The sequence below is a fragment of the Phyllobacterium sp. genome, assembly GCF_037994405.1.
In the GTDB taxonomy this organism is placed as follows: domain Bacteria; phylum Pseudomonadota; class Alphaproteobacteria; order Rhizobiales; family Rhizobiaceae; genus Phyllobacterium.
On record NZ_JBBNAN010000026.1, the window covers coordinates 1 to 16,869 of the forward strand.

The 16,869-nt window shown below is 55.7% G+C and carries 14 protein-coding genes and 3 pseudogenes; 6 read left to right on the top strand and 11 right to left on the bottom strand.

Annotated features, from left to right (window positions below):
• A pseudogene (locus AAAC48_RS01905) lies at positions 1 to 664 on the top strand (hypothetical protein); the annotation flags it as partial.
• Between the two features lie 9 nt (positions 665 to 673).
• On the top strand, positions 674 to 2,641 hold the full coding sequence (locus AAAC48_RS01910) for a cellulose synthase catalytic subunit (protein ID WP_340652550.1): 1,968 nt from the start codon (positions 674 to 676) through the stop codon (positions 2,639 to 2,641).
• A gap of 201 nt (positions 2,642 to 2,842) precedes the next feature.
• On the opposite strand, the gene AAAC48_RS01915 is transcribed toward AAAC48_RS01910, so the two are convergent.
• From AAAC48_RS01915 to AAAC48_RS01965, 11 genes are all read right to left on the bottom strand, one after another.
• The gene (locus AAAC48_RS01915) at positions 2,843 to 4,297 is read right to left on the bottom strand and encodes an NAD-dependent succinate-semialdehyde dehydrogenase (protein ID WP_340652551.1); all 1,455 of its coding nucleotides are present in this window, start codon (positions 4,295 to 4,297) and stop codon (positions 2,843 to 2,845) included.
• Positions 4,298 to 4,328: 31 nt separating this feature from the next.
• On the bottom strand, positions 4,329 to 5,414 hold the full coding sequence (locus AAAC48_RS01920; protein WP_340652552.1) for an ABC transporter ATP-binding protein: 1,086 nt from the start codon (positions 5,412 to 5,414) through the stop codon (positions 4,329 to 4,331).
• Positions 5,411 to 6,211 carry an ABC transporter permease gene (locus tag AAAC48_RS01925; protein ID WP_340652553.1) on the bottom strand — a complete coding sequence of 267 codons (801 nt, stop codon included), beginning with the start codon at positions 6,209 to 6,211 and terminating at the stop codon, positions 5,411 to 5,413. The genes AAAC48_RS01920 and AAAC48_RS01925 overlap by 4 nt, the downstream gene beginning before the upstream one ends.
• Before the next feature lies 1 nt (position 6,212).
• Entirely contained in the window at positions 6,213 to 7,082 is an 870-nt protein-coding gene (locus AAAC48_RS01930; RefSeq protein WP_340652554.1) for an ABC transporter permease, read from the bottom strand.
• A gap of 90 nt (positions 7,083 to 7,172) precedes the next feature.
• Positions 7,173 to 8,186, bottom strand: a complete 1,014-nt coding sequence (locus AAAC48_RS01935; RefSeq protein ID WP_340652555.1) for an ABC transporter substrate-binding protein — start codon at positions 8,184 to 8,186, stop codon at positions 7,173 to 7,175.
• 41 nt (positions 8,187 to 8,227) lie between these two features.
• Positions 8,228 to 8,557: an NIPSNAP family protein gene (locus tag AAAC48_RS01940; protein WP_340652556.1), complete on the bottom strand. Its 330-nt coding sequence runs from the start codon at positions 8,555 to 8,557 to the stop codon at positions 8,228 to 8,230.
• Positions 8,558 to 8,561: 4 nt separating this feature from the next.
• Positions 8,562 to 10,025 (bottom strand): aldehyde dehydrogenase, encoded by a 1,464-nt coding sequence (locus tag AAAC48_RS01945; protein ID WP_340652557.1) that lies wholly within the window; start codon positions 10,023 to 10,025, stop codon positions 8,562 to 8,564.
• The gene (locus AAAC48_RS01950; RefSeq protein WP_340652558.1) at positions 10,025 to 11,071 is read right to left on the bottom strand and encodes an LLM class flavin-dependent oxidoreductase; all 1,047 of its coding nucleotides are present in this window, start codon (positions 11,069 to 11,071) and stop codon (positions 10,025 to 10,027) included. The genes AAAC48_RS01945 and AAAC48_RS01950 overlap by 1 nt, the downstream gene beginning before the upstream one ends.
• Positions 11,072 to 11,074: 3 nt before the next feature.
• Positions 11,075 to 12,004, bottom strand: a complete 930-nt coding sequence (locus AAAC48_RS01955; protein WP_340652559.1) for a flavin reductase family protein — start codon at positions 12,002 to 12,004, stop codon at positions 11,075 to 11,077.
• Positions 12,001 to 12,744, bottom strand: a complete 744-nt coding sequence (locus AAAC48_RS01960; protein ID WP_340652560.1) for an alpha/beta fold hydrolase — start codon at positions 12,742 to 12,744, stop codon at positions 12,001 to 12,003. Before AAAC48_RS01960 ends, AAAC48_RS01955 begins: the two co-directional genes overlap by 4 nt.
• 34 nt (positions 12,745 to 12,778) lie before the next feature.
• Positions 12,779 to 13,381, bottom strand: a complete 603-nt coding sequence (locus AAAC48_RS01965; protein ID WP_340652563.1) for an amino acid synthesis family protein — start codon at positions 13,379 to 13,381, stop codon at positions 12,779 to 12,781.
• Between the two features lie 103 nt (positions 13,382 to 13,484).
• Here AAAC48_RS01965 and AAAC48_RS01970 point away from each other — a divergent pair, with 103 nt between their 5' ends.
• The 4 genes and pseudogenes from AAAC48_RS01970 (at position 13,485) to AAAC48_RS01985 (ending at position 16,317) form a co-directional block, all read left to right on the top strand.
• Positions 13,485 to 14,198: a GntR family transcriptional regulator gene (locus tag AAAC48_RS01970; protein WP_340652561.1), complete on the top strand. Its 714-nt coding sequence runs from the start codon at positions 13,485 to 13,487 to the stop codon at positions 14,196 to 14,198.
• Between the two features lie 122 nt (positions 14,199 to 14,320).
• Positions 14,321 to 14,590, top strand: a pseudogene (locus tag AAAC48_RS01975) (type III glutamate--ammonia ligase); the annotation flags it as partial.
• Positions 14,589 to 15,053: pseudogene (locus AAAC48_RS01980) on the top strand (formyltetrahydrofolate deformylase); the annotation flags it as partial. The pseudogenes AAAC48_RS01975 and AAAC48_RS01980, both read left to right, overlap by 2 nt.
• A gap of 223 nt (positions 15,054 to 15,276) precedes the next feature.
• Positions 15,277 to 16,317, top strand: a complete 1,041-nt coding sequence (locus AAAC48_RS01985; RefSeq protein WP_340652562.1) for a glutamine synthetase beta-grasp domain-containing protein — start codon at positions 15,277 to 15,279, stop codon at positions 16,315 to 16,317.
• The last annotated feature ends 552 nt before the right edge of the window (positions 16,318 to 16,869 follow it).

The window sequence follows — 16,869 nt, forward strand, 5'->3', positions numbered from 1 at the left end:
AGATGACCGTGATCCCAGCGTGCCCGGCGGCTACTATGGTTTCGAACCAAATGCAGTTCGCATCGCGTGGAAATCGACTGAGCACAATATCGATACCGTTGCTGTCTCACAGTGGTTGTGGATGACGACAGAGGATCCCAAATGGCAGAGTCTGGCGCAAAATGCGCTGCGATTCATATCAAAAATGCACGATGATCGAGATGGCTTTCTGATCGGTACGGATGTGCAGGGGCAGCCGGTCCACAGCCGGGACTTGTGGCTCGATGTACAAATATGGCCTCTCCTCGCTGTACCCAAATCTCAGCGGCCCGCGTCATGGGATGCCATAAGCCTCATCGATTCCAGGCTCGCTGTTCCGGGCGGGTACGATTTCAACGGTGACCGCGACGGCCTGTGGGTCGAGGGAACGGCACAAGCTGCACTGATGTTCAGCCTGGAGGGTGAATCAGAGCGTGCTTCGAAACTGATCGGTAGCATCTCCCAGTATCGCGATCCTCAATGGGGCTGGCTTTACGCAACGCCGATCGAACAACTTTCAACAGGATTGACCATCGACGCAATGGGGCAGGGTGGAGCGTTCACGTACCGCCATTGGCCGCATCTGGGTGCGACGGCTTGGACCGTGCTCGCCGCAATGGACTTCAATCCATTCCAACCCAATTGAGGCTCCCGAATGTTTTTCAACGTCGACGACGATGTAGCAAGTGCCCTGCTTTTCGACGTTGGGGTTGCACTCACATTCATGGTCTTTTCCAAGGTCGCTGATCGGGAACGCCTCGCTGACAGGATATTGTTTGGTAGCGCTACGATCCTCTCGCTCGTGCTCTATATTTCATGGCGATGGCTCGATACGTTGCCGGATCTTGAAATAACCGGAAGCAGTCTCTGGGCTTACTTTTATGTCACGTTCGAAACAGTGTCGGTTGTTTATGCGCTCGGCTCAGTATTCATTCTGTTCAGAATGTCCGACTGGACCTCGGAAGCCGACTTAGCGCAGGAACAATTGATAGCGCAAGGCGCATACCCTTCAGTCGACGTCTTTATCTGCACCTACAACGAGCCGATCAACATTCTGGAGAAGTCGGTCATCAGCGCCAGGTCGATGGATTATCCCAATTTCAAAGTCTATGTCTGCGATGACACGCGACGTTCGGAAATAAGGGACTATTGTTCGCGGGTTGGGGTAAACTACATTACTCGCCCTGACAACCGTCATGCAAAGGCTGGCAACCTTAACAACGCGCTCAAGCTAACCAATCTTGCAACCGAGGCATCCGACCTGATCATGGTATTGGATGCAGATTTCGCAGCGCAAGATAATTTCCTTATGCGCGTCGTCGGATTGTTCCGGAATAATGAGATAGGTCTTGTACAGACGCCGCAGTTTTATTTCAATTCGGACCCAATCCAGCACAATCTCGGCATCAAGTCGTCATTCGTCGACGACCAGCGCGTGTTCTTTGATACCTTCCAGCCCGCCAAGGACGTTGCGGGTTGTGCATTTTGCGTGGGAACCAGTTTTGTGGTCAGGCGGTCCCTCCTCAACGAGATGGGCGGATTTCCGCATGAAGCATTGTCAGAAGACATGCTGTTGACCTATCGCCTTATGGAACGCGGCTATGTGACACGATGGTTGAACGAGAAACTGAGTGTTGGCCTCTCGGCCGAGGGTATTCCTGAATACATAACCCAGCGGACGCGCTGGTGTCTGGGAACCATCCAGATCGGACTTCTCAAAGATGGGCCATTGTGGCGGGGGAGGTTTACACTTACGCAGCGCCTGCACTACTTGCACGGACTTCTGAGTTGGCTATCGAAGCCATTCATTCTCTGCATGCTGTTCGCACCGTCCATCTATTGGCTTTTTGACGTTTCCGCGATTCAGGCTGACGAGCTGGTTTTCATGAAGTACGGAATTTCGGCCCTTTTCGTCTTCTGGGGCTATTCGTCTTGGATTTCCGGAAGCAGAACCTTACCGTTGTTCACGGAAGTGACACACGCAATCACTGCGTTGCCGGTGACAATCACTCTCTGCCAAGCCATCCGCAAACCCTTCGGACGGCCATTCAAGGTCACAGAGAAGGGAGGCGACAGATCGACCATACGAATTCACCCGCCGACCGCCATCTTCTTCGGGTTGATCACGCTGCTGTCCGCATTCTCGGTGGTTTCGACGGTATTCACCTGGAGTTCGCCAGTTGAATTTTCTGCGCGAGACTGCATGAACCTTGTATGGTCGGCGTTCTCGATGCTCATTGCATTTGTCAGCCTTCTGGTTTGTATCGAGTTACCAAGATTTGGACAGGAAGAGCTCATCAAGATTCGGTTGCGAGCATTGCTTCGTTCCGCAGGCGCGATGCGCGAGATCGATGTCGATGCGTTATCTACCGAGCATGCATTGATCAAAGACGTAAAGTTATCCGGCGCGGAAGATGAAGCCGTTTTCTTCAATGGGGTTGGATGGGTCGCAATTGGCGTCGACCCCTCGATGCCGCAGAGCTGTTTCGCGATAATGCCGAGCTTTCAACAGCACAACGACATCCTCCGTCTGCTGTTCCGGAAAGCTCCTGACAATGTCGCGAAGACCGGAACGCTGGGCAGGTCAGTAATTACCCTATGCAGGCGGGCATTTGTGGGCTGACTGTGTTGTCACGGACGACGTTTGGGGAGATGAGATTAGCATACCCACTGGACACATGTTCACTTCCCCAACGCCCGATCAGATCATTGGCGCCATAGAAGAAGCCTAAGAATTGCGATGGCGACGTGATGAATGTTGAGATGGTCGCCGAGACGTCATCAAATTGCGACCGAAATCGTCAGTAGCTCGATTGCGAAGGCGTCAGGAGATGCCGCCAAGACAGACATATTTAAGCTCGGTAAAATCCTCGATTCCATATTTGGATCCTTCCCGGCCGAGTCCGGAGAGCTTGACGCCTCCGAAGGGGGCTTCGGCTGTCGAAATCAACCCGGTATTGACACCGATCATTCCGTACTCAAGTGCTTCAGCGACGCGAAAGACCCGCGCCAGGTCTGCCGAGTAGAAATAGGCAGCCAGGCCGAATTCGGTGTCGTTGGCCAGGCGAATCACGTCGTCTTCATCGACAAAGCGGAACAGGGGAGCGACGGGCCCGAAGGTTTCCTCGCTCGCCAGCAGCATCTCCCCGGTGACGTCTGAAAGCACCGTAGGTTCGAAGAATGTGCCGCCCAAGGAGTGTACCTTCCCGCCCGACAAAATGCGTGCGCCCTTGTCGACGGCGTCGGCTATATGCTGCTCGACCTTTTGAACCGCGGCCATATTTATCAGCGGACCAAGATCGACATTGTGCTCCAGTCCATTTCCGACTCTGAGTTTCGCAACGGCGGCCGAAAGCTTTTCTGCAAAAGCGTCATGGATATTGTTCTGCACGTAAATTCGGTTAGCGCAAACGCAGGTTTGTCCGTTGTTGCGGAACTTGGCGATCATGGCGCCTTCGACGGCAGCGTCGACGTCTGCGTCGTCGAAAACGATGAAAGGCGCATTGCCCCCCAGCTCCAAGCCAAGTTTCTTGATCGTGCCGGCACTTTGCCGATAGAGATCGGTTCCCACGGGCGTCGAGCCGGTGAATGTCAGTTTGCGCACGATCGGATTGGACGTCATTTCCGCTCCGATCTCCACCGCCGCACCAGTGATCACACTGAACAGGCCCTTGGGGAATCCCGCTCGTTCAGCCAGAACGGCAAGGGCAATGGCGGAGAAGGGTGTCTGCGGGGCAGGTTTGAGAACAACCGCGCATCCGGCCGCCAATGCGGGACCAGCCTTGCGGGTGACCATGGCGTTTGGAAAATTCCACGGGGTGATGGCTGCAACGACACCGATAGGCTGCTTCATCACCAGAAGACGTTTGTCCGGATGATGCCCGGGAACAATGTCGCCATACACGCGGCGAGCTTCCTCGGCGAACCACTCTATGAAGCTTGCCCCGTAGACAATTTCGCCCGTCGCTTCGGCAAGCGGCTTGCCCTGTTCCAGCGTGAGTATTCTGGCAAGGTCTTCTTTATGCTTTAGCATGAGTTCGAACCAGCGCCGAAGAATGTTCGATCGATCTTTCGCGGTCTGCCGGGCCCATGATTTCTGGGCAACTCTTGCGGCCTCGATCGCCTCTCGCGTCTCAAGTGTGCCAAGTTCGGGCACGTATCCAAGCTCTTCGCCAGTCGCCGGGTTTTTAATCAGGTTGGCCCTCGCGGGCCTTGCTTCTATCCATTGTCCACCGACCAAAGCTGCCTGGCGGAACAAAGTTGCGTCTTTGAGGATCATGTCGTGTTTCCCGATCGCAATACCCGCCCGGTTAATCACAAAAAGCGTGGGTGGTTGCCGGATCCCAGGTGATCCAGACTTTTTCGCCTGGCGTCAGCCCATTGATTGCTGCATCGCCAAACGGGAGACGAACGGAAAGCTCCTCGTTCGCACCGGTTACCGTCGCCACATGGGTATTGTTACCTAGGAAAGTGATGTCGTTCACCGTCGCCGCGATACCGGCACGACCGTTACCAGCGGTTCGGGACAGATTGATACGCTCTGGACGCAACATGATGGCAGCATTCCCGCCAGCTCGCGCCTTGCCGTGAACGGGTACGCCCGTCACGACGGTCTCGTCACCGAGGCGTATGTCGGCAAGACTGCCATTGGTGGCTGCAACAACGCCTTTCAGGAAATCACTGTCGCCGATGAACTGTGCCACGAAGCGCGTCGCTGGATTTGCGTAGAGCTCAGGGCCCGTTCCCGTCTGATCGATAACGCCGCGACTGAAAACGGCGATGCGGTCGGACAGCCGCAACGCTTCTTCCTGGTCATGCGTCACGTAGAGAATGGTGACGGACGTTTCCTGATGAATGCGCCGGATCTCATACTGAATTTCTTCGCGCAATTTCTTGTCGAGGGCTGACAATGGCTCGTCCATCAGCAAGACAGGCGGATCGTAGGCAAGCGCCCGTGCCAGCGCGACGCGCTGCTGTTGGCCACCGGACATCTTTGCCGGCATGCGGTCTTCATAACCCTCCAGGCGCACAAGCTTGAGCATGCGGCGTACTTTTTCATCGATCTCTGCTTTTGGCAGCCGCCGTACCCGCAACGGGAAGGCGATATTTTCGCCGACGGATAGGTGCGGAAACAAGGTGTAACGCTGGAACACCATCCCGATATTGCGCTTATGCGAGGGCGTTTGGAGCAGCGTCTTGCCTTCAAGCAGAATATCGCCGCTGGTCGGATTCTCGAATCCGGCCAGAATATACAGTGTTGTGCTTTTGCCAGATCCCGACGGGCCAAGAAAGGTCAGGAACTCGCCTCGCTCGACGTTTAGCGAGACGTCTTGCACGGCGGTCACTGCGCCATACTCTTTGCGGATGCCGCGAATTTGCAGAAATGGCACGGTCATGATTTGAATCCTTTGCGCAGAAGTGCCGCAATGAGCATCAGCACCACGGTAAAGACGACGAGTAATGTCGAGGCGGCGGCGATTACCGGTGTCAGATCCTGGCGCAACGTTGCCCAGATCTTGACGGGTAGGGTTTGCAATGTGGGGCTCGCCATGAAGATGGCTACCACCACCTCGTCCCACGAAACCAGAAATGAGAAGATTGCGGCGGCAAACAATCCGTGGCGGATGCCCGGCAGCGTAACGCGCAATTTGGCCTCCAGGGGATGGGCGCCGCAAAGCACGGCGGCATCCTCGATAGAACGATCAAAACTGTCGAGCGCGTTGCCGATGGAGATAATCGAGAACGGCAGAGCCAGGATGAGATGGGCAATAACGAAGCCAATGAGGGTCCCGTTAAGCCCGATCTTCAGGAAGAAGGCATAGAGGGCCACGGCGAGAACGACAACCGGCATGATCATCGGTGTCAGAAACAAAGCGCGGAGGGTTTCGCGGCCGGCAAAGCGGCCACGTGTCAAGCCAAAGGAGGCCAACAGCCCGAGAACGACAGAGCAGATCGTGACGATGACAGCGACCTTGGCGCTCGTAAGGGCACTTTCAAGCCAGCGCGGATCAGAAAAAAGCTCCTGATACCAGTGGAACGTCCATCCGGGTGGCGGAAAGATGAGCCATTGCGATGACCCGAAGGAAAGCGCCACGATAAACAGGATAGGAAGTAGCAGGAACATGGCGACGAGAACGGAAAACCCGGTCAGGACCCATTTCCACATGCCGAGTTTGTCGAAGTTCAGCAGCATTTCATTGTCCTTCCTGGCCGATGCGCCCAACGCCGAAAAGCCTTAGCTGGAGGGCGTAGAGAAGCAACGTGATGACGAGTAACACCAGCGCAGCAGCTCCGCCCATGCCCCAATTGACCAGCGATTGCACTAACTGGGCGATCATTTCTGCGACCATCATGTTTGCCGTTCCGCCGAGTAGGGCAGGTGTTACGAAATAACCAAGTGACATGACGAAGACCATGAGCGCTCCGGAAGCAATTCCGGGCAAGGCAAGGGGAATAAGGACCCGCCAGAGGCTCTGCCATTTCGTGGCACCGCACAGAGCGGCCGCTTGGAGGATGCCAGGTTCTATGCCTTTGATGACGCCGCGCAGCGGCAATATGATAAACGGGAGCATGATATACGTCATGCCGATCGTGACGCCGATCAGGTTGTTGACCATCACCAGTGGCTGGTCAATCAGGCCGAGGCCAATAAGGGTCTTGTTGATCACGCCGGTTCGCTGCAGCAACACCATCCAGGCATATGTACGGGCGAGAAGATTGGTCCACATCGACAGCAGTATGATCGCGAAAAGTACTGATCCCCAGCGGTTGGGGATAATCGCCAGCAGCCATGCGACCGGAAAACCGATAACCACGGACAGCAATGTGACCAGCGCAGAAACAAGAAAGGTATTGGCAAATATCCGCACATAGGTCGAGGACCCGAAGAGTTCGGCGTAATTGCCAATGCCGGGCGTTGGTTCAAGGACGCTGCGCAGAAGCAATGAGGCAATCGGAACAACAAAGAACAGGGCGATGAGCAACAAGGCCGGAGCAATGTAAGCGAAACCAGTTGGACGCCGCCGTTGTTTGGGCTCCTGTACAAAACTGGTGGTGCTGGTCATGACGCTCATCCTGACGATCCCTGTGGCTGTGTATTTCCAAGCGAACATGCGGCCCGGAACAAGCAATGGCCGGGCCGAATGCCTGACGGCTTATTTTGCCTGCCAGGCGTACCAACGCTCGCCGATCTCATCGCGATGTTCGGCCCAGTAGCGCATGTCAGCATTCACCTGACTGGTTGCCTGCTGATCCGGAAGAGTCTTGCGTAGAGCCGCATCCATCAGCTGACCGGACTCCGTATTGACAGGCGCATAGCCGGTAGCCGTTGCCATTTCTGCCTGGCCCTTGGCGCTGGTCGCCAGGGCGATGAACTTCATGGCCAGATCACGGTTCTTGGCACTCTTGGGCACAACGAGTGCATCAGCGGCAGTAATGTTTTGCTCCCAGGATTCGCCGACATTCACGCCTGTTGCTTTCAGCGCAGTGAGGCGGCCATTCCAGAACATGCCATATGGGGCTTCGGCGGACGCAAGAAGTTGTTGCGACTGGGCGCCGCCGCTCCACCAGATGATGTCCTTCTTGATTGTGTCCAACTTCTTGAAAGCGCGATCGAGATCAAGCGGGTAGAGTTTGTCAGGAGTTACGCCATCGGCAAGCAGAGCGGCTTCGATGACACCGGGTGCCGACCATTTGTAAAATGTGCGCTTGCCTGGGAATTTCGTTGTATCGAACAGATCAGCCCACGTCTTGGGACCTTCAGCACCGACCGCGTCGGCGTTGAAACCAATGACGAAGGAATAATAGAAGCTGCCGACGCTGTAGTCGGTCACAAAACGCGGATCGAGCTTGGACTTGTCGATCACCGAAAAATCGAGCTTTTCAAGCATGCCCTTGTTGCCGGCCTGAACGGCGTAGTCGCCCTCGACGTCCACGACATCCCAGCTCACATTTCCAGATTCCACCATGGCTTTGATCTTGCCATAGTCGGTTGGACCATCCTGAAGGACATTGGTGTTGGTCTCGGCGGTGAATTTTTCAGCCCAGGCGGCCTTCTGTGCATCCTGGGTTGTGCCACCCCAGCTGGTGAAAACCATTTCGGCGGCATTCGCCTGTGCGGTGAATGTAATTGCAATGGCTGCAACAGCCATAATGAATGATTTACGCATGTTCCCATTTCTCCATTCTTGTTGTTTATGTCTATCTGCGATCAGGCTTGCGGGTTCCCTTCAGCTGACCAGAACGCTGCCGGTTTCATGATCTTGTTTTCGGCGACTTCGATGAGGTCGCGGATGCGTGGCAGGAAAGCCTGCCAGTCACGATCCGCCATCAGGCGGGTCCTTCTTTCCTCCCGGTCATCGAGGCTCTGGAAAGCCCAGATGTGAACGATTTCGTTGATCGCCCCGATCTCCGAGAAAAAGTAACCGACGAGCTGACCGAGATGCCGCTTCTGGATACCGATCCCGGTCTCTCCGACGGCTTTCAGGTATTCGGGGAGCGCCCCGTTCTTCAGCCTGTAGGTGCGTATTTCGTAAAACATCAGATCACCGCATCACGAATGGATCGGGGATCGGGTCGTCGGATGTTCGCAGCCACACTGTTTTTGTGCGCGTGAAGTCGAGTGCCGCTGCCATGCCTCCTTCGCGTCCGTGTCCGGATTGCCCGTAACCACCGAATGGAGCGATCGGAGAAACCGCCCGATAGGTATTGATCCAGACGATTCCTGAGCGGATTTGTCTCGTCATGCGGTGCGCACGCGCCAGATTTTGCGTGAAGACCCCGGCGGCCAGTCCAAAGGGCGTGCTATTGGCGAGCGCCAGTGCTTCTTCTTCCCCGGTAAAGGACAGCACCGAAAGAACCGGTCCGAACAGTTCCGTCTCCACCGATGGTGAGCGAATACCGTCGCAGTCAATGATTGTCGGACGGAAATAATAACCGGCCTGGTCCGGTGCACTTCCGCCTGTTACGAGCCTTGCTCCAGCTGCGATCGAGTGCGCTACGACACGCTCGATCAAGGCGCGCTGGCGAAGCGTACAGAGCGGTCCGACTTCGGTCTCCATCTTGTCCGGTGCGCCGATGCGGATTGCCTCTGCCTTTGCCTTGAGGAGTTCAAGAAACTGGTCCTTGACCGATGCCTCGACGATCAACCGCGAGCCTGCGACACAGCTCTGACCCGTCGCTGCAAATATGCCGGCGACCTGGGCATTGGCGGCACTTTCGAGATCGGCATCCGCAAAAACGATGAAGGGTGATTTCCCGCCGAGCTCCAGTGACGTGCTTGCAAGATTATCCGCCGAATTGCGCACGATATGACGGGCCGTTTCGGGCCCACCGGTAAAGGCAATGTGCGCGACCTTGGGATGGCGTGTCAGTGCTGCGCCGCACTCGGAACCAAATCCGGTAATGATATTGACGACGCCGGCAGGAAACCCTGCTTCATGGACAAGGCGTGCAAATTCAAGCAGTGGTGCCGGACCGTCCTCGGAAGCTTTGACCACAAGTGTGCAACCCGCGGCCAATGCCGGACCGATCTTGACTGCAGCAAGAAAGAGCTGGCTGTTCCATGGCACGATCGCGGCGACGACACCAACCGGCTCTCGCTTCAGCCAGACTTCCATGTCGGGCTTGTCGATAGGCAGGGAAGCGCCTTCAATCTTGTCGGCGAGGCCCGCATAGTACCGGTAATAGTCGGCAACGTAGGCGATCTGCGCCGATGTTTCGCGAATGATCTTGCCAGTATCCCGGGTTTCGAGCTCTGCAAGGGCCGGCGCATGTGCGGCCACGAGATCCGCGAGGCGATAGAGAAGTTTACCGCGTGCGGTAGCGGTCATGGTTGCCCATGGGCCTCTCGTCAGAGCACGCTCGGCGGCGCTTACGGCGCGGTCAACATCATGGGCCTTTGCCTCTGGCATTTCAGCCCAGGCTGTGCCCGTAGCGGGATCGACACTCGCAAACCGGGTATCGCCATCCTCGAACGCGCCATCGATATAATGCTGAAATTTGCGCATTAATGAGCCTCCGAGAACGCCGGCATGACCTCGTTGATAAATCGTTCGAGCGAAGCCTTCTTGCGCGCAAAGGTCATGCCGGTATCGATCCAGAAGGAATATTCGTCATAGCCCAGCGCTTCGTAATGCTTCAGGCGTGCGATCACATCCTCCGGCGTACCGACGACATTGTTCTTGCGCATGGCTTCTGGCGCGTACATTGAATTGCTGGCAATTTCGTCTGGCGTGAGCCGCTCGATCAGCCCTTGGCTGATCGGTTTTTCGTTTTTGAACCAGGCGCCGAAATAGTTGTAATAGACACTGATTTCGCGCGCGGCCTGCTGGATGTCGGCTTCATCTTTTCCAACGTAGGTATGCCGCAGGACCATGATCTTCGGGCGAGGCGTGTCCGGATATTTGGTGCAGGCATCGTTGAAGCGCTGCATTAGGCTCTCGACTTCTTCATCGCCGAACCAGAGCGGAGTGACTTGAACGTTGCAGCCGTTCGCAACTGCGAATTCATGCGAGTTGGGATCACGGGCGGCGACCCAGATCGGCGGATGAGGGTTTTGCACCGGTTTCGGTGCTGATGTGGTGGAAGGGAATGACCAATATTCGCCTTGATGGGCATAATCGCCTGCCCACAAACCCTTGATTGCCGGGATGATTTCTCTCAGACGTTGCCCTGCGCCCCATGCATCGAGACCGGGGGACAGGCGCTGATACTCGAAATTGTAAGCACCGCGCGCGATGCCAATGTCGAGGCGACCGCCGGTGATGATATCGGTCATGGCCGCTTCACCGGCAAGTTTGATCGGATGCCAAAACGGTGCGACTACAGTACCCGTGCCAAGCCGCGCATTTTTTGTCCGGCGAGCAAGATCTGCTAGGTTGATGAAGGGATTGGGAGCAATGGTGAAATCCATCCCGTGGTGCTCACCGGTCCAGATGGCGTGCATTCCTCCGCGATCAGCCATCTCACACAGTTCGATGAATTCATCGTACAGGCTCTGCTGGCTCTGTCCGGCGTCCAGGCGTTCCATATGCACGAACAAGGAGAACTTCATGGGTCAGGCCTTTCTGCCAATCTGGTGCACTTTGCCGGTGCGTTCGGTGCCGAAATAGACGCCGAAATTTCCAATGCTGCTTTCAGCGGCAAACCGCTGGACTATGTCGCCGGTCGCGGGTGTCGCCATGTGGATGATCGGCAAGTCCTTGATAGAAAAGAACTGACCCGCCTTGGGAGTGCCGCCACCTGCCGTACAGCGATAAACAATATGCTGAAGTCCCGACGCGCGGTTTTCATAGACGGAGTAAATCTGCCCGACCGAGATCGGGAGCCCTGTTGTCATTGTCAGATAATCGTGCAAGCCGTCCGGTCCTGCTGCGCCGGTGATGACGCACTCAGGCAGCTCGAATTTGTGTGCCTGGTTCTCCAACAAAAGGATTTCACCATCCCGCTCGACGACCCCACCGACCATGACGTCTGAATCGGATGCTGCAGCGGATACCGCCTGGCCAATCAACGACGCGGTAAAATATGTCCCGCGCGCGTAACCCAGGCCATTGGCAAGACCATTTGCGAAAGCTTCAACCTTGCCGATAAGGATAACGTGATCGCCGCCTTGAGTGATTTTATGCAGCGAACAGTCAAACCAGGCGGCAACGTCCGAGAATACTGGGGAGCCATGTGGACCCTTGCGCCAATCGACATGGGCAAAGCGGTTCTCTACCGGCCGCGCGAAGGTATTTGAAACCTCTTTCTGTCCCTCCGACAGAATGTTCACGGCAAAGCCTTGGGCATTTGTAAGCGTTTCGAAATTGCGAGAGGTGCGAGCAAGGCAGACCAGCAGCAGTGGCGGATCAAGCGATACGCTTGTAAATGAATTGGCTGTGAAGCCGATCGGTTCGCCATCCTGGTTGTAGGTGGTCACGACAGTGACGCCTGTCAGAAAAGCTCCAAATGCATCGCGAAGGGTTCTCGGATCTATAGCTGTCATGACCGTTCTGGCGCCTCCCTGGAAAGCCACTCGCGCATGATGGCATTCACCGCCGCTGGTGCTGCCAGATTGACCATATGCCGTTCGTTTTCGATCAGTCGAAAATATCCGTGCGGTGCGGCATCAGCCATTGCCATGGCCATGGCTGGAGTGGAATTCGGATCATCGGTCCCAGTCAGGAAAAGGGCAGGGCAGCGTACTGACGGCCACCAATCAGCATAGAGCGCATCACCCTCGGCGAACGCGGAATAGGCCGTTGCATAGCCCTTGGGATCGACGTCCAACAACCAGCGCCGCGTGAGGCGGTAGGCTTCACTATGCTGGTTGTCCTCGCCGAACCAGCGCAACAAAGGGCCGTCATAGTCGATCTGCCCATCCAGAATTTCGGCTGCTCGGGCACGAACTGCTGCTCGGGCATCCGGACTTCTGCGGTAGACGCCATTCAACAGAGCGACGCGCCTCACCCGTTGCGGCTGTGTGGCCGCGATTCCACCGGCGATTAGAGCGCCCATTGAATGACCAGCCACGTTCACGACGTCAAGACCGAGATCGTCAATAACAACCGACAGCCAGGCGACAAAGCCGTCGAGCCGGGCATTAGAAGCGATCCGCTCACTTCCCCCATGCCCAGGCATGTCAACGGCAATAACACGGTGCGTGTCGGATAGCGCCGCGATCTGTGGACCCCACGCTTCAAGCCGCATGCCAACGCCGTGGATCAGCAGAAGCGGTTCGCCCATGCCTGTTTCCAGGTAAGCCGCGCCGTTGCGCGTTCTAGACCGCTGCAGGGTTGCCAACGTCACGTCCCATTTCCTTCAAATCCTGGTAGCGGTCGCCGATGCGATGGTGCGGACGGCCACCTACCGATGCGCCAAGTGCCACGACAATTTCATTTGCCGCAGGGGCATCGGGAACTGCGGTCTGGATGGTCAGATAGTGTGACCGGCGGCCTTCATCGTTCTTGTCCATGAGCGGGATCATGATTGGCGCGTTTGCTCCTCCGCGGGTATTGCAGAAGGCAAGGTAGGATTTGGCTCTGACCGCCTCGCGGTAATGGTTGCCAAATCGCAGGGTGTGGATGAGCGCCGATGCGTGCTCCAGTTCCCCATCCAGACCGACGACGGCGGCTTTTCCGTACGCTTCGACAATATCTCCCGATCCGACGGCATCGATGATCATTTTGGTCAGCAGTTCACCGAGAACTGGTGCGGCAGCGTGAATTTCCGGCCGGAGGTCCTCGACATATCCGCGTCCGGCCCACGGGTTCGTGACAACGGCAGCGGCGGTATACAGCGTCAAGGGCTGTGAGGCGGCCCTACCACCTTCGATAAGAACTGACTCTACCTGCAGCAGAGTCTTGCGGATTTGAATTGCCATCATTGTCTCCAGAACAATTTTTCTGTATGCTCATATGATGGTATACCATAAGACCACGTGTCAAGCCCCTTGTTTGCTTCTACCTTTCAGATTAAGAGAGATCATGAAAAACGCCGGACTGGAATCACTGAAAATAGCCACGCCGCCTGCAACCTTGCGAGAGATGGCGCTTGAGCGACTCCGTGATGCGATCATCGCTGGTTTGTTCGAACCGGGCCAAAGACTCGTGGAGCGGACACTGTGCGATCAACTGGGGGTAAGCCGTTCGGTTATTCGCGAGGTTATCCGCCACCTCGACGCCGAGGGGTTGGTGGAAATGTTGCCAAAGCAGGGGCCCATCGTTGCCCGGCTGGATTGGGATCATGCGCGGCAGATCTACGATATACGGGCTGCGCTAGAGTCGGCGGCAGTTGCCGATTGCGCGCGCAGCGTCGACGCGGCGACCAAGACCAGACTTCGAAATGTACTAAACGATCTGGATCGCACGTCGCGCAAGAACGATCCGACGACAATCCTCGACGTGACCACGGAATTCTACGAGATCATCTTCAAGACAGGCGGACATGATATTGCCTGGGAGATTGTCCGTCGTCTGAACAGTCGCATTTCCCGCCTCAGGGTAATGACGCTTAGCACCGGCGACCGCATCGTCGCTGGCCCGGCGCGGATACGGGAAATCTTCGCGGCGATCGAGCGCAATGATCCGGAAGCTGCGGCGAAAGCCTGTCGTGACCATATTGCGGAAGCGCGAAACATTGCTGAATCCATTCTGAAAAAGGTGGAACCGCATCCGGAGCACGCCGCAGCCCAGCGCTGAATGGTCCCGGCACTTCTTTCAGCAGACCTAGCCGAACTCCGCACTCATGCGGTTGAGATCGTTCCAAAGATGTTCGGCAAAACTCCGCAAGACGAGGATTTCAAAACCGTCGTGGCGATACGCCCTATCAGAACGACCACGAGGACGCCAACGGCCAGTTCGAGATGAACTGGGAATATGACGACGCGCTGAAAACGACTGACAAACATTCCTTCTTTAAGTTGATGGTCGTGGCCGAGAAACATGGATTGCGGGCACCTTTGATGCCGAAGCCATTCAAGGGCCTCACAGGAAATGGTTGCCATTGCCATATTTCGGTGTGGGACAGGGAAGGGAGGATCAATGCCTTTGTGGACAAGTCAGCAGAATTCGGACTTTCCAATCAAGGTCGTAAGCAAAGCGAACAAAGTCCAAGCTGAAGAGCGACTGATGGAGGTTGTCGAACAATCCCAAGCGGAACTGATTGTTCTGGCCCGCTACATGAAGGTGCTGTCAGATGCGGTGTGCAAGAAGATGCCTAGCCGGATCATCCATATCCATCACTCTTTCCTGCCATCATTCAAGGGGCCAAATCCGTACAAACAGGCATATGAGCGCGGAGTAAAACTGCTCGGGTGACAGCACACTATGTCACTGAAGACCTGGGCGAAGGACCAATCATCGGAACAGGATATTGCGCGCATCACCCACGCGCAAAGCCCGGATGACCATATCTCCATTGGCCGCGATGTTGAGAGCCAGTTATTGGCATGGGCTGTTCATGCCCATATCCATCACCGGGTGTTCTTGAACGGCAACCGGACAATTGGATTTCCAGCCAGTCCGGGAGGTTACGCATCGGAGCGCATGGGATGATTGGGTGGGGCATCGAACCATCGGCCTCGGTCCCATGGTTATCTCATTCTCACAGCATGCCCAAACATGCTTCATTGTGCCGATTATTTCATCACAGGCTCTATAAAATCCGGGCGGGCATTCTATGAAACCCGCCGGTTTCTCGCGCACTGCTGGATTGGCATAATAATTGCTTTTCTCCACATAGGCCGTCGCCTTTATTGTCAATCATGGAAGGTTTGAAATGACAAAATACAAGCTTGAGTACATTTGGCTCGATGGGTATACGCCAGTGCCGAATCTTCGCGGGAAAACCCAAATCAAGGAATTCGATAGCTTTCCGCAGCTTGAGCAACTTCCGTTGTGGGGATTTGACGGAAGCTCCACAATGCAGGCCGAAGGCAGAAGCTCCGACTGTGTTCTGAAGCCCGTCGCCGTTTATCCGGACACCGAGCGCAAGAATGGCGTGCTCGTCATGTGCGAGGTCATGATGCCGGACGGCAAGACACCGCATCCTTCGAACAAGCGTGCAACTATTCTCGATGATGAGGGCGCTTGGTTCGGCTTTGAACAGGAATATTTCTTCTACAAGAACGGCCGTCCGCTCGGCTTTCCAGATACCGGCTATCCTGCTCCCCAGGGTCCCTACTACACGGGCGTTGGCTATAGCAACGTTGGTGATGTTGCCCGCAAGATCGTCGAGGAACATCTGGACATCTGCCTCGCTGCCGGCATCAACCATGAAGGCATCAATGCCGAAGTGGCGAAGGGCCAATGGGAATTCCAGATCTTCGGCAAGGGTTCAAGGAAGGCCGCCGATGAAATGTGGATCGCTCGCTACCTGATGCAGCGCCTGACCGAAAAATACGGCATCGATGTCGAATATCATTGCAAGCCTCTTGGTGACACCGATTGGAACGGCTCCGGCATGCACGCCAATTTCTCCACCGCCTATATGCGCGAAACCGGCGGCAAGGAATATTTTGAGGCGCTGATGGATGCCTTCGAAGTGGCGAGGGCCGATCACATCGCTGTCTACGGCCCAGACAATCACTTGCGCCTGACCGGCAAGCACGAAACGCAATCAATTCACACGTTCAGCTATGGTGTTGCTGACCGTGGCGCATCGATTAGAGTCCCGCATAGCTTCGTGAACAACGGCTATCGCGGTTATCTTGAAGACCGCCGCCCGAATTCGCAGGGCGACCCCTATCAGATCGCTTCGCAGATACTGAAAACAATCGCATCCGTTCCGACCGAGAGCAGGGTTTCGGTCGCCGCTTGATGTTAATAGTCGTGGCGAGGACCAGTTGCCCTCGCCACGATAGTCATTAGCTCCGAAGGTCGATTCTTCGATAACGAGAGCGCCGAACACTCAATTCCCGTGCCCCTGCATGACAACGTCTTGGCCCGCATAGCGGATATTGAGCATCACCATCCAATAGCGCGTGGTCACGGAGCCTTGAATTCGGGCAGGTCGGTATCGGCACCAAAGTGCCTATGCCTGGAACGGTATTGATCCCTATATTTCTGTCAGTTCTTTAGCTGGCCCTGTCCGGGACCAAGAGGTCCGAAACGAGTTCGCCCGCCCATGACGCTGCGGTTGGTAGTCCTGTCGCAGGATGGCCAAAGAAAGTGGTCCGGTGACGACTTTTGCGTAGGTCTTTCAAAAATTTCAGGTGGAATGACTCCGGTAAAATGTAGCTAATCATCGTCGTGTGATTGCCGCAAAACTTGCTCTTGCGCGTTTGAAATTCGCAAAGCCAGATTGTCGCGCTGTGCTCAATAGCGATTGCCAGTTGGCCGAGAAGATCGCATTGATGAAGTGATTATTTGC